The sequence below is a fragment of the Chitinophaga sp. Cy-1792 genome (assembly GCF_011752935.1).
Taxonomy (GTDB): domain Bacteria; phylum Bacteroidota; class Bacteroidia; order Chitinophagales; family Chitinophagaceae; genus Chitinophaga.
The window spans coordinates 1,095,148-1,108,957 of sequence record NZ_VWWO01000001.1 but is presented as its reverse complement, the minus strand read 5'-3'; the positions used below and the strand labels follow the sequence as shown (position 1 = coordinate 1,108,957).

Here is a 13,810-nt window from a genome sequence, read left to right as displayed (position 1 = left end):
TTTATTTCTTAATATCCAGATATTTCAAAACATCATCATAGAGGCCGGCCTCGTTGGAATAGAGCGCGTAGTTACGGGCTGTATTAAACCATTCGCGGGTAGTTGCCTTATGTGTTTTGGCGGCCTTCAGCAGTTCTTTCTGCGTGATAGGTTGTGGCACGCCTTTCTGTAAGGCCTCCATTAATTTGTCTTCAATGGCCAGGTCTACGATTGCTTTCAGATCTGCGCCGGAATAGCCGGCAGTATTTTTAGCGATAGCGCGGTAATCGATATCTTCTGTCGGTTTATTTCTCAGTTGAATTTTGAGTATTTCTTCGCGGCCTTCCTGATCGGGAGGTGCAACGAAAATGATCCTGTCGAAACGCCCGGGACGGCGGAAAGCAGGGTCCAGGCTCCATGGGGCGTTGGTAGCACCGATAATGAGCACGTTATCGTTATTGGCGGCGATGCCATCCATTTCAGATAAGAACTGGTTGATCAGGTGACTGGCGCCGCTGTTGCGCATGGAGGTACGGTTAGCGCCCAGCGCATCTACTTCGTCGAAGAAGAGTACACATGGTTTTGACTGGCGTGCCAGTTCAAATAAGCTGTGCAGGTTCTTTTCACTGTTACCTATCCACATATCCAGTACGTCGTGGATGCCGACATTGATAAATTCGGCTTGAATCTGGCCGGCAGTCGCTCTTGCCAGGTAGGTTTTACCACAGCCCGGAGGGCCATATAATAAGATACCGCCACCGGCTTTTTTGCCGTAGGCTTTATACAGATCAGGGAATTGCAGTGGCTTGATGATTTTCAGGTCTATTTCCTGTTTTTCTCTGATCATGCCACCAACATCGTTGAAGTTGATTTCCGGTTTTTCCAGGGTGAAGATTTTTTCCATTTCTTCCTCCTCATCTTCAGCGGCTGGAGAATACTGTTGTTGCGGCATTCTGAAGATGCCGTCCAATGCTTCGTCTCTGAAGCCCGGGTTTAGTTCCAGCATGTGCTGGTACTTGTCGCGTGCTGCTTCCAGCGAGTTTTCCTTTACCAGGATGCGGCAATGCAGGAGCAGGGCGTCGAAATTGTCTGGCTCCTGGTGTTCCAGTTGTTCCAGCACTACTATGGCCACAGAATATTTCTGCTGGTGATAGAAGGTGCGGGCCAGTCCGAGCTGTGCTGGTATATTATCATGGGAAAGCTCGAGTACTTTCCTGTATTGTTCTTCTGCCTGAATATATTGATAGTCCTGAAGAAGCACCTGTGCAAGATGTAAACGCAGGGGCACATTTTCCGGAGAAAACTGCACGGCTTCCTGTAATTGTTTGATCACTTCCGCTGACATAATGTGCGCTATTGATTATTAGGGGCGTAAGATCGTAATTATAGCCGATTAGGTTTAAAAAATATTGTTAAATATGGGTTTTAGGGAGAAAATGTGGGCATCTGCCTAAGCATAACAATTTTTTCTTATAATTTATTTATATAATTTATAATATATGCATTATATTGCATCTGCATTTATCCCTATGCCACCGAGGCAACCGGCAGACCTATGTCGATTTAAAAAGATTGCTGGTCGGGCTTGAAATTGGACAGTAACGGCCAGCAGTTTACCATACCTATGAATTGACACCATACATACCGGGGTGACAGGTAAAAGCATATCATTCCTATAAAAACTGAAATTATGCGATTTAAACTTTGGTTAACAGCAATACTTGCTGTGGGGCTATTTATTACCGGATGTGAGTCGAAGAAGGATGTATCTCCCAAGAGCTTTTTTACTTTTAAGATAGGCGATAGTATTTATCAGTCGTCCTCTACGGAGGCATCACTGGGTGTGGACAAGGAAACGGGCAAGCCTATACTGACCATTGACGGCGTTACCAACAATTTCAGGCAGCATATGGATCTTCAGATCATCTTTGCTGATTCTGCAGTTGCGGGAAAATATACCACAGACATCTTTGTAACATTATCTGATATCAACACGGGTACCGTATCATATTATAATGTAGGTACTGGTGTAACAATTAACTTAACTAGCATCAATAGTAAACACGCCGAAGGAACGTTCTTCGGTAATTTAACCAGTGGTGAAATTGAAAAACCTTTAACGGACGGGACTTTTCAAGTCAATTATTAGTAAATCATCGTTTTAAGTTATTACGACGCCCTGCCTATATAGGCGGGGCTATTTATTGGGTATAGAAGCCAGAAAAAACGAAGCGTCAAATGCCTGAAATTGTTCAACATCAAAATAAAATTTAACATAACCTAAGGATTCTGTTAACACTAAGTTCATCAAACCGATACTTTTTAAACATTTTTTGAAGAGAAAATTATCTAAATATGTTAACCAAATCACTCTCTTAACAATTCCGTAATGATTCGGTAACATTCTGGTTGTATTGCGTTGCGTCCTTTGCGGAGTAAATACAGACAGCAACTTTTATGAAATCATTTATTACGTTATTAGCTAGCTTTATAGTATTGTTCTTTTACAGTGCGCAAGCTCAGGTAACTACATCAACAGTATCCGGGAAGGTGTCCGACGCAAAAGGACAGGCTATCCCTGGCGCAACGGTAGTAGCACTCAACGTTTCAACTGGTATTAAAGCCGGTACGCAAACAAATGCTGAAGGACGCTACTTCATCTCCAACCTCAATCCTGGTGGTCCTTATACCATCACTGTTTCTTTCATCGGCTTTAAAAGCGAAGAGAAAGCAGACCTCAACCTGGGATTAGGTTCTAACAACTTCACTTTCAAACTGGGTGAAGAGAGCAAAGCCCTGAATGAGGTAGTAATTACTGGTGCTGCTGGTAACAAACAAGGCACGAGAGTAGGTCAGGAGCAGATCAAACGTATCCCTTCCCTGAACCGCAGCCTGCAGGACATGACCAAAATCACTCCACAGAGCAGCAACAACTCTTTCCTTGGTACTAACTATCGTTACAACAACGTAACATTAGATGGTGCCATCAACAACGATGCGATTGGTTTCAGTCCATCTATGGGTGGCCAGAGCAATACCAGCGGACAGCCAGGTAGCTCTACCCGTACTAACCCGGTATCTCTGGATGCGATCCAGGATGTACAGGTTTTACTGGCTCCATTCGATGTTAAAGTTGGTAACTTCCTCGGTGGTTCTATCAACGCGGTAACCCGCAGCGGTACCAACGAGTTCCACGGTTCTGTATACGGTTATGGCCGTACTGCCGGTATGATCGGTAAAGACAAAGCTGGCGACGGTTCCAAACTGCCTAGCGATTTCCACGATTACCAGACTGGTATCCGTTTAGGTTTCCCTATCATCAAGAACAAATTATTCTTCTTCACCAACGAAGAAATCACCCGTCGTGTAGATCCGGTTATCCTCGCTGCAGGTTCCAAACTGTCTGCCAACATTCTGAGCGAAGCTGATGCAAAAGCTATCAGCGACAAAATGAAAGAATATGGCGTAGACGCAGGTACCTATGGTAACACCAGCATCTACTCTAACTCCACAAAATTCTTCAACCGCCTCGACTGGCACATCAATGGTAAACATACCCTGTCGCTGCGTAACAACACTATTACTTCTGAAGCAACTAACCTGGAACGTGACCAACAGAACTTCCGTTTCAAAGGCATTGACTTCGTACAAACCAACAACCAGACTTCCACTGTAGCTGAACTGAAATCTAACTTCAACCAGTCTGTTTCCAACAGCCTGATCCTGGGTTATTCTTCTGTACATGACTACCGTACGCCACTGTCTGATCCTGCTACTCCGCAGATCCAGATTGCCGGCAGAACGCCTGGTACTACTATCTTCCTCGGTACTGACCGTGAAGCAAGTATCTTCAACATGAAACAGAAAACTTTTGAAGTAACTGATAACGTTACCATCTTCAAAGGTAAAAATACATTCACCATAGGTACTCACAATGAGTTCTACAACATTACCTATGGTTTTGTTAACTCCTGGAACGGTCGTCTGGACTACTCTTCCGTAGAAGACTTCCTGAACAACAATCCATCCCGTGTACGTGGTAACTACAACTATACCAACAACTCACGTGATGCGATCATGGCTAATCCTCCTGCACAGTTCAAAGCTAACCTGCTGAGCCTGTACGGACAGGATGAAATCCAACTGACTGACCGTTTCAAAATCACTCCAGGTATCCGTTTAGACTATACTGGTATTCCTAACAAGCAACCACTGAGCGACAAAACAATCCACGCACCAGTTGATGCCAACTACGGTACCACTTATACCTACACTAAACCACAGGATATCAAAAATGACTTCCTGAATAACGTACAGATCTCTCCACGCTTAGGTTTCAACTACGACATCAAAGGTGACAACTCTATGGTGTTACGTGGTGGTAGCGGCTTCTTCACAGGTCGTATTCCTTTCGCATGGTTAGGTTATGCATTCTACAACAACGGTGTAACTTTCGGTGCTTACGATCAGAAATCTTCCAGCAAGGCTTTTGTAAATACACCTAATCCTGCTGCCAAACCTTCACCAAACGGTATCGCTGATTTCGCGAAACAGAATGGTGTAGACGTTACCAACGCTGCAGGTGCTACCCAGGTAGATATGATCGACAACAACTTCAAAATGCCACAGGTATGGAGAAGCAGCCTCGCATTCGACTACACAACTGCTGACCAGTGGAAATTCACTGCAGAAGGTATCTATACTAAAGTTATCAAAGACCTGATGTTCCAACAGGTGAACCTGGTTGACAACCCTACTTACTATGTTTACGATGTAAATAAGCAACAGCCTATTTTCTCTGGTAAAGGTATCAACCCACTGTTCACTAACGCTTACCTGTTATCTAACACTGATAAAGGTTACCGTTACAGCATCACCGGTCAGGTTAGCAAAACCTTCCCTTGGGGTCTGAACTTCATGACTGCTTATACTTACGGTCAGGCTAAAGACATCACCAACGGTATCCGTAACTCTATGGAGTCTAACTGGCAGCTGAACCAGGCCCTGAACCCTAACAACCCAGGACTGGCTTACTCTAACTTCGACATCCGTCACCGTATCGTTGCAACAGTTAACTACAAACAAGACTGGGGCACTAAAGGTAAATGGGTTACCAACTTCAGCCTGTTCTTCAACGCACAGTCTGGTACTGCATTCACTTATGGTTTCGTGAACGCTACTGTACAGGGTACTCCACAGCAGGTTAGCTTAGCTTACATCCCTAAAGATGTAGCACAGGCAACTAACTTCTTCGCTGACATCGCTGGTGGTAAAACTGCCGCACAGCAAGCTGCTGACTTCATGGCTTACGTTGATGGCAACAAATACCTGAGCGGTCGTAAAGGCAACTTCACTGAGCGTAACGGTGGTCGTACTCCTTGGAACTACCAGGCTGACTTCCGTCTGACACAGGATTTCAACATCAAAACTGCTAAACGCACTCACACTATCACATTAACTTATGATATCGTGAACCTGACTAACCTGCTGAACAAAAACTGGGGTGTACAGACATTCTCTCCTAACACCTTCAACTCTACTTCCAGCGTTGGTCTGAAATCTAAATCAGTGGCAAACGGTCAGCCAGTTTACACCTGGGCTAACCCAGGCGTACCTTACGCAACTGACTTCTTCGGTTCCCGTTCACAAATGCAACTGGGTCTGAGATATAGCTTCTAATCTGAGTTAGTAAGATTATATAAATAAAAAGAGCGCTGTCCATACGGACAGCGCTCTTTTTTTATTGAAACAGTACCTGATTAATTATTTGATAGAGAATACAGTTCTTACTTCAGCGCGAACTTTAATAGTTTTAAATTCGATGTCAGAAGTGTAACCATCAGCAGAAGCCATTTTAGCGTTGAACTGCGCCATCATTGGTCTTACGTCTGTGTAGTTATCCGTATTGATTTCCTGGATTTCGATGATGCTACCCATTTTTTCGCCGAGTGCAGCTACCATATATTCCGCTTTAGCTTTAGCAGCCTGCAACGCTTTTATTTTAGCTTCTTTACGGTACTCCTGCATTTTAGAAGAACTGTAAGAAGAGATGCGGGTGTTTTCGATACCTTCATCATCTACAGCACCGAGGATCTGGTCAATTTTATCCAGCTTGTTCAGTTTAAGACGATATTGTTTGCTTGCCATAAACTCTACCGGATCTTTCTTTTTACGAGGCCAGGTGTAGTTGGAACCGGCCACGTTTTCGATGGTCAGGCTTTCTTTAGGAAGACCAGCATCAGCAACGGCTTTCACCAGTTGTTTTTCCAGTGTGGAGATATCTACCTTCGTTTTATTTTTCTGATATTCTTTCAGGGAGATATCCACATAGATTTCGTCAGGAGTGATTTCTATTTCTGCAGAACCAGTTACTTCGATTTTCTTTTCTGGTTCCTTGACATTTGCGTTCTGGGCAAAAGAGCTAACGGCTAAAAATAATCCTGCGGCTAATAACATTACCTTTTTCATGACTCAACTTTTTTTCTTTTAATAAATGTGCTTTTTCGTTTAACACCCTTATGATGCTACGTACAGATACGATTCCATAAGAGCGGTGAAAAAATTTTTAAATAGTTTAATTAATAATCTGTTATAGACTATAATTGAAACGATTGCAAGAGAAAAAAAGTTACAAGGGTAGGGTTACTTATTAGTTCCGGGAAAGACCAGGGCAGCTACAGCACAGCAAAAGTAGCTTTTACTTTGGCAGTTACCTTTATTGATTTCACATTTAAATCGGTGCTATTATTTTCATTCTCCATAAAATTATTCATTATACTATTGGAATAAGTATTTTTATAGGATGACAGGAAATTCGGTTCATCAACTTCTGTCACAGTTATTACCTGTCCTAATTTAGCACCAATAACAGCCAGCATCTCCGTCGCTTTTTCCATGGCCACCTTTGTAGCCTGTACTTTAGCCTGCCGGCGATACATAGCCATCTTTGTGGAATTTACGGAAGCGATACTGGCTTTTTCAATACCCAGGGCGTCTATGGCATTCAGGATCTGATCAATTTTATCCAGGTTTTGCAGTTTTAGTTTATAATTTCTGCTGGAGAGGAATTCTACGGGGTTCTTTTTACTTCCTACCCAGTTACGACCAAATCCAAATACATTATCGATAGTTAGATTGTCTTTGGATATTCCGGCCGCTTCCACGGCCTGCAACAGCTGTTTTTCCAGGATAGCTATTTCTATCTTTTCTCTTGATTTCATGTATTCTTTCAGGGAGATATCGAAATATATTTCGTCGGGAACTACCTGAATCTCCGTTGATCCGGTTACTTCGATGGTACGCTGGATATCTCTCTTATCTAATTGTTGTGCATAGGAATTGACGTACAGTACTAAGGCTGCTACGAATGCAATGACCTGTTTCATAATTATAGGTTTGTTTCGGGCAATATATCAGAAGAAAAGAAAGCAAAATGTTAAAAATGGAAAAGATTGGCTTGATTTCAAGTCTGCAAAGGGTTTTATAAAGCAAAATAACCCGGATGCTGGCATCCGGGTTATCAAGTTATATAGTTTAAAGCAGGTTATTTTTCGTTGCGGCTGTCGGTCATACCTCTGAGGAAGTCGTACAGGTCGTTCATATTTTTGATACGACTGGCCACAAGCATGAAGTTTTTACCTACCTGTTTGAGTTTGGCGTTGTTGGTACGGGTCTGGATATACGTTAATAAGTGATTAAACGTAGGGGACTCGAAGTACGGGGAATCCGGGTTATTGATGAAGTAGCAGCGCAGGCTTTCTTCTTTGAGCATCATTTTCTCGAAGCCCAGCTGGATGGCCATCCAACGGCAACGGATCATGGTGAGCAGGTCTTTCACTGGTTCCGGCAGTGGTCCGAAACGGTCTGCCAGTTCCCCTTCGAAAGCTTTCAGCCTGGATTCCTCGACGATATTGTCCAGTTCCTGGTAGAGGTTCAGGCGTTCCTGGATACTTTCGATATAGGTATCCGGGATGAGAATTTCCAGGTCTGTATCGATGGTACAGTCGCTGACGAAGTCTTTTTTCTCTTCCAGTTGTTCTTTGAAGAGGTCGCGGAATTCGTTTTGTTTCAGTTCACGGATGGCTTCGTCCAGGATTTTCTGGTACATATCGAAACCGATTTCCGCCATGAATCCGCTCTGTTCACCACCGAGCAGGTTACCGGCGCCGCGGATATCGAGGTCGCGCATGGCGATCTGGAAACCGGAGCCCAGTTCACTGTGTTGTTCCAGTGTTTGCAGGCGTTTGCGGCTATCGGCAGGCAGCGTGCTCATTGGCGGGGCGATGAGGTAACAGAATGCTTTCTTGTTACTGCGTCCTACGCGTCCGCGCAGCTGATGGAGATCGCTGAGTCCGAAGTGGTGTGCATTATTGATGATGATCGTATTGGCGTTAGGGATATCCACACCGCTTTCCACGATGTTGGTACAAACCAGTACGTCGTATTTACGATCGATAAAATCGAGAATAACTTCTTCCAGCTGGTGGCCTTCCATTTGTCCGTGGGCGGTAGCAATGGAAAGATCAGGACAGAGTCCCTGGATGAGCGCCGACATTTCGCCGAGGCCTTTAACACGGTTGTATACGAAATATACCTGGCCGCCGCGTTCGGTTTCATAATAGATCGCGTCCCGGATCATATCATGGTCGAACACGTGCACTTCCGTTTCGATAGGCTGCCTGTTAGGCGGCGGTGTATTGATGATGGAGAGATCGCGGGCACCCATGAGTGAGAACTGCAATGTCCTTGGGATAGGCGTTGCCGTTAGTGTAAGTGTATCAACGTTGTGTTTGATTTGTTTCAGTTTCTCTTTTGCACTCACGCCGAACTTTTGTTCTTCATCTACTACGAGTACACCGATATCTTTGAATTTCACATCTTTCCCCAGCAGGGCGTGGGTGCCAATGATGATATCTATCTTACCTTCTTCCAGGCGTTTGAGTGTTTCTTTTTTCTCTTTTGAAGATTTAAATCTGTTAAGATAATCCACTGTACAAGGGAAATCTTTCAGACGCTCTGAGAAAGTTTTATAGTGCTGGAATGCCAGGATGGTGGTAGGTACCAGTACGGCGGCCTGTTTACCATCCACAACAGACTTAAAGGCAGCGCGTACGGCTACTTCTGTTTTTCCGAAGCCTACGTCGCCGCATACGAGGCGGTCCATAGGTGACGGTGATTCCATGTCTCTCTTCACATCGGCTGTTGCCTTACTCTGGTCCGGAGTATCCTCATAGATGAAGGATGCTTCCAGTTCTGTCTGGAGGTAGGTATCAGGCGTATGAGAGAACCCTTGCTGTGCTTTGCGCACGGCATAGAGTTGGATCAGGTCTTTAGCTATATCTTTTACCTGTGTTTTAGCCTTTTCCTTGAGCTTATCCCAGGCATCGCTGCCCAGTTTATTCACCCGCGGTTCCTGGCCTTCTTTACCGGTATATTTACTGATTTTATGCAGTGAGTTGATATTTACATACAACAGGTCGTTGTTTTTGTAAATAATACGGATGGCTTCCTGCATTTTCCCACCGGATTCTATCTTCTGTAACCCGCTGTAAACGCCGACACCGTGATCGATATGGGTTACATAGTCGCCCGGCTGCAGTTCACGCAGGGTTTTCATGGTAATGGCCTTATTCTTATTGTAGGCCTGCCTTACCTTTGATTTATGAAAACGCTGGAATATCTGATGGTCTGTATAGCATACCAGTTTCAGTGAATGGTCGATAAAACCTTTACTGATAGGCACTGGAATCGGATAGAATACAAAAGATGCTTTCAGGTCTTCAAAGATGGAGCGTAAACGTTCCAGCTGACGTGGGTTATCAGCGAATATAAACAGTGAATATTTGTTGGCGTTATGTGTGCCGAGGTCTTTCAGCAGCATATCAAACTGCCTGTTAAAAACAGGTTGTTCGAGCGTATCGAAAGTAATATCTGTGGCAGGGAGTCCGTTTTCTGCAAACCAGTTTTTGCTACCGAAGGTGATGGCTGTTCTTTTGAGCAGCTGTTCCATGATAGGGGCGGCTTTAACGAAGTCTTCCTCAGTGATGGTCATTTCATCGTCTTCGTCTACCCGTACTTTATTGCCGGTTTGCAGGAAATCGTCCAGTCGTTGTTCCATCTGTTCGATTACCCCGCGGATGTATTCAGGATCTTTCATCCAGACAACCGTATTTTCCGGGAGGAATTCCAGGAGGGAGGTTTTCTGGTGCTCTGCCGCACGGGTGTCCATGTTGGCGATGAGCGTCACCTGGTTCAGTTTGCGTTCGGAGAGCTGTGTTTCCGGATCAAATAAGCGGATGGAATCAATATCTTCCCCGAATAACTCCACACGATATGGTTTATCATTACCGAAGGAGTAGATATCGAGGATACCGCCTCTCAGCGCGTACTGGCCGGGCTCGTATACGAAGTCGGTGTAATGGAAGCCCCATTCCACCAGCTTTTCCAGGAGGGGATCTACTTTAAGCACATCACCTACCTTGAGTTGCACCATGTTGGCATTGAAGGCTCTGCTGGCAGCTACCTTTTCCCAGAGGGCTTCGGGGTAGGTTACCAGGATCTTTTTCCGGGAAGCATCTCCGGAGAATTTCATCAATGCTTCAGTCCGCAACATGCTATGACTGCTGTTGAGATCGGAGAACTGACCGGTTTTCTTGAAAGAGTCCGGGAAATAGAAGATATCGAGCGCCTGGGAGAGTTGTTCCAGGTCGTTTTGAAAATAGGCCGCTTCCTCTTTATCGTTGAGGATAAAGAGATGGTTTGCGTCTGCCTGGGCCCAGGTACTTACCACCACAAAATTGATCGAACTTCCGTTCAGGTTAGAGAGCTGGAAGTACTGTGGGGTGGGGGTCTGAAGCCCTTTCACCAGGGATTGCAGACGTGCATCCCGCTGATATAGATTTATTACGGCTTGTAAATTCATGAAGGCTGCAAAGATACGAAGAAAATAAATTTTTGTAGTAAGGAGAACGTTAAAATAAGAAAGAGATACGGTGACCGTATCTCTTTCTTATTAAAAAAAATTATATAGTATTTATTACTTCCGTAAACAGCACTTATTTTTTATAGATATACCTGTATTTAAAATCGAGGTGACCGTTATTGGTAACACAGGTCAACGGATAATTCTTTTCATTATAGGTATAATTATAAATGTAAGTATAATTATTGCCGTAATATACTTCTTCCTGCTTTACGATATTGTTTGCAGACAAGTTTATCAACGGCATATCCTCATCTACAATAAAAGCCGCAGCCGTTATCATCCGATAGGGATTTATTTTATTATCATAGGTATAGGTGTAAGTATTTACCTTTAGATCCAGGCCATTGAATACAGAATCAACTTCCTTAACCAGGTTACTGTTCTGCCAGGTGTAGGTGTAAGTATGTTGCAGTGAATTGTCTGATCCAAACGTGTGTTTTTTCACCAGTTGCTTTTGTGCATCGAATTCATATGAATACTTGTATCCCTGTACCATGGCAGTAGAAATAGTGCCATTTGCAGCATACGTAAATGTTGCATATTCGGTAGAATCGCTTCTGCCCACTTTATAGTTCAGCCATACAGCAGCCATTCTATTATTCTGGTACTTGTAATAGTAGCCAAGTAAGTTACCTGAAGACTGTTGCCAGTAGCTTTTTCCCAGCGAACTATCTGCATTGTAGATAAAATTCTGGTATTCTACATCGTTGCCAGATTCGATATAGACAGAATCCAGTAATGCCTGTTTGGGTGGAGTAACAACAGGATCTATCGGTGTGATTGGTTGCTCTACATCAGATTTAGAACAAGCCATCAAAAAAATTGCCAGCAGTATTGCTGCGGATAACATTGATTTCATAGTATGGTACCGATTAAATTACTACAGTTTACTATTCAGACATCTATCCAAATGATTTAACTCCAGATAATCTGCCTTTCAAATATTTAAAATTTATATAAAATTATATATTTTCTGATAAAACAATCAATTTCAATTATCTAGATAAAAATAACTTTAATCTCCTTGAGTCAGTTCTATTATAAAAATAAAGGAAGGCAACCTACCTTCCTTTATTCTTTACACATAAAAAACAGTGTTACTTTTTATAGACAAAACGCTGTGTCCCTGTTTTAAGGGTAGTAGTACCATCTTTCACTGTGTAGCTTGCGCTAACCGGATAATTTTTATCATTATAAGTGAATGTAAAACTGGTAGTGGTGGTACTTGCCGGTTCTGTTTCAACAATCTGCGTACAATTATTTTCACTTAACCAATAATCCATTTCACTACGCGTATATACAGCACATGCACGTACATTAATAGCGGCATTTTTCTTATCGTCATATTTGTAGGCATAAGTCCTGATATATGGATCCTTTTGGTCTATCAAATACTGCGTGCTTTTGATCAATGTAAGATTGTTACCTGTCCAGGTGAAAACCTCTTCCGTGCGAAGTCTTTTTCCGTCAAACCCAAACTTACCGGAGAGGCGGCTCTTATCGTTATACACAAAAGAATCCACTACTATACCTGCTTTTGATTTCGTCAATGCCAGCCGGCCTGCGTTATCATACACATAATAGTAATCGCTTGCCAATGTATCCTGGATATTTGCAGGATTAGCATAATTGTGTCGTACAACCTGTTTTTTGGAATTGTAGGTAAAGAAATCACCATATGGAACCACCGGTTTAGCGCCGCTGGAGTGGAGTTCCGCCTGCAACGTACTATCGGTATTATACCTGAAAATCCAGTTGTATGGCGTACCGTTGTTTTCAATTTCGATCAGGGAGTCCAGTAGGGGCGCTGCAGTAACTACTATCGGATTTGTTCCCGGATCCGTGCCTGGATTCGTATTTGTATCAGGCGAAGGGTTATCCGTTTTAGTACAGGAATAGATAGAGAGCATGACGGCTATCGCGCCGGTTAGGAGTTTAACATTTTTCATTTTAATGATCAGTTAGATATAGGATATTTTATATAAATATACTTCATATTTATTATCTATATAATTATCAATCATCTAGATAAAATTACGAGGAGATATTTTTTATAATCACCGCATCATAATGCACTGGAATATGCTTAAATTCAGTAACTAAAATTCCACTCCACATGATTGAAAACTGGCACACCGGCATTGTTACAAAGATTGTGGATGAAACCCACAATACGCGCAGGTTTTGGATCAGGATTCCTGACATGGATATTTTTGATTTCAAGCCGGGGCAATTTGTAACATTAGATCTTCCTATTCACGAGAAGAAGAACAAAAGATGGCGTAGTTACTCTATTGCTTCACATCCTGACGGCACCAATGAAATAGAGCTGGTAATCGTATTACTGGAGGGGGGCGCAGGCACTACCTATCTTTTCAATGAGGTAAAAGAGGGGAGCGAATTATTACTACGGGGGCCGCTGGGTGTTTTCGTGTTACCGGAAACGTTAGACACTGAAATTTTCTTTATCTGTACCGGCACAGGCATTGCGCCATTCAGGGCCATGGCCAAATACCTTAAGCTGCATGGCGTTCCTCATAAAGGCATACACCTGATCTATGGCTGCAGGTATGAGAAGGACCTGCTATATGCCAGCGAAATGCGGCAGCTGGAAGCCGAATTTCCCGGTTTTCATTATATCCCTACACTCAGCAGGGAAGAGCATTGGACCGGCCGTAAAGGCTATGTACATAACATTTACGAAGAATTACTGCAGGACAAACGCCCTGCGCACTTCTATCTCTGTGGCTGGAAAGCCATGATAGACGAGGCAAAACAACGTATTACCGCTATGGGCTACGATCGTAAAGCCATTCACCAGGAGCTGTACGGATAGGCATAAAAAAG

9 protein-coding genes are annotated in these 13,810 nt (G+C 43.4%); 3 read left to right on the top strand and 6 right to left on the bottom strand.

All coding sequences use genetic code 11. The features are described from left to right. Position 1: 1 nt before the first annotated feature. Complete coding sequence (locus F3J22_RS04605) at positions 2-1,324, bottom strand: ATP-binding protein (RefSeq protein WP_167014750.1); 1,323 nt, start codon at positions 1,322-1,324, stop codon at positions 2-4. Between the two features lie 345 nt (positions 1,325-1,669). Here F3J22_RS04605 and F3J22_RS04600 point away from each other — a divergent pair, with 345 nt between their 5' ends. Next, complete coding sequence (locus F3J22_RS04600; RefSeq protein WP_167014748.1) at positions 1,670-2,128, top strand: hypothetical protein; 459 nt, start codon at positions 1,670-1,672, stop codon at positions 2,126-2,128. Between the two features lie 308 nt (positions 2,129-2,436). Continuing rightward, positions 2,437-5,658: a carboxypeptidase regulatory-like domain-containing protein gene (locus F3J22_RS04595; RefSeq protein WP_167014746.1), complete on the top strand. Its 3,222-nt coding sequence runs from the start codon at positions 2,437-2,439 to the stop codon at positions 5,656-5,658. 84 nt (positions 5,659-5,742) lie between these two features. Here F3J22_RS04595 and F3J22_RS04590 read toward each other — a convergent pair whose 3' ends face one another. The 5 genes from F3J22_RS04590 to F3J22_RS04570 all read right to left on the bottom strand — a co-directional run bounded on the left by F3J22_RS04590 (position 5,743) and on the right by F3J22_RS04570 (position 12,912). Then, positions 5,743-6,447, bottom strand: a complete 705-nt coding sequence (locus tag F3J22_RS04590) for an SIMPL domain-containing protein (RefSeq protein ID WP_167014744.1) — start codon at positions 6,445-6,447, stop codon at positions 5,743-5,745. A gap of 206 nt (positions 6,448-6,653) precedes the next feature. Next, positions 6,654-7,364 (bottom strand): SIMPL domain-containing protein, encoded by a 711-nt coding sequence (locus F3J22_RS04585; RefSeq protein WP_167014742.1) that lies wholly within the window; start codon positions 7,362-7,364, stop codon positions 6,654-6,656. A 158-nt stretch (positions 7,365-7,522) separates the two neighbouring features. Continuing rightward, on the bottom strand, positions 7,523-10,900 hold the full coding sequence (gene mfd, locus F3J22_RS04580) for a transcription-repair coupling factor (protein WP_167014740.1): 3,378 nt from the start codon (positions 10,898-10,900) through the stop codon (positions 7,523-7,525). Positions 10,901-11,033: 133 nt separating this feature from the next. After that, a complete protein-coding gene (locus tag F3J22_RS04575) occupies positions 11,034-11,822 on the bottom strand; it encodes a hypothetical protein (protein ID WP_167014738.1) in 789 nt (262 codons plus the stop codon). A 238-nt stretch (positions 11,823-12,060) separates the two neighbouring features. Further along, complete coding sequence (locus tag F3J22_RS04570) at positions 12,061-12,912, bottom strand: hypothetical protein (RefSeq protein WP_167014736.1); 852 nt, start codon at positions 12,910-12,912, stop codon at positions 12,061-12,063. A 167-nt stretch (positions 12,913-13,079) separates the two neighbouring features. On the opposite strand from F3J22_RS04570, the gene F3J22_RS04565 reads away from it, so the two are divergent. Continuing rightward, positions 13,080-13,799 (top strand): ferredoxin--NADP reductase, encoded by a 720-nt coding sequence (locus F3J22_RS04565; protein WP_167014734.1) that lies wholly within the window; start codon positions 13,080-13,082, stop codon positions 13,797-13,799. Positions 13,800-13,810 lie beyond the last annotated feature (11 nt).

Bases quoted from the DNA above. Each gene is read 5' to 3' on its own strand.
- F3J22_RS04585 (WP_167014742.1), bottom strand. From the start codon at position 7,364: ATGAAACAGGTCATTGCATTCGTAGCAGCCTTAGTACTGTACGTCAAT.
- F3J22_RS04575 (WP_167014738.1), bottom strand. From the start codon at position 11,822: ATGAAATCAATGTTATCCGCAGCAATACTGCTGGCAATTTTTTTGATG.
- F3J22_RS04595 (WP_167014746.1), top strand. From the start codon at position 2,437: ATGAAATCATTTATTACGTTATTAGCTAGCTTTATAGTATTGTTCTTT.
- mfd (WP_167014740.1), bottom strand. From the start codon at position 10,900: ATGAATTTACAAGCCGTAATAAATCTATATCAGCGGGATGCACGTCTG.
- F3J22_RS04565 (WP_167014734.1), top strand. From the start codon at position 13,080: ATGATTGAAAACTGGCACACCGGCATTGTTACAAAGATTGTGGATGAA.
- F3J22_RS04600 (WP_167014748.1), top strand. From the start codon at position 1,670: ATGCGATTTAAACTTTGGTTAACAGCAATACTTGCTGTGGGGCTATTT.
- F3J22_RS04570 (WP_167014736.1), bottom strand. From the start codon at position 12,912: ATGAAAAATGTTAAACTCCTAACCGGCGCGATAGCCGTCATGCTCTCT.
- F3J22_RS04605 (WP_167014750.1), bottom strand. From the start codon at position 1,324: ATGTCAGCGGAAGTGATCAAACAATTACAGGAAGCCGTGCAGTTTTCT.
- F3J22_RS04590 (WP_167014744.1), bottom strand. From the start codon at position 6,447: ATGAAAAAGGTAATGTTATTAGCCGCAGGATTATTTTTAGCCGTTAGC.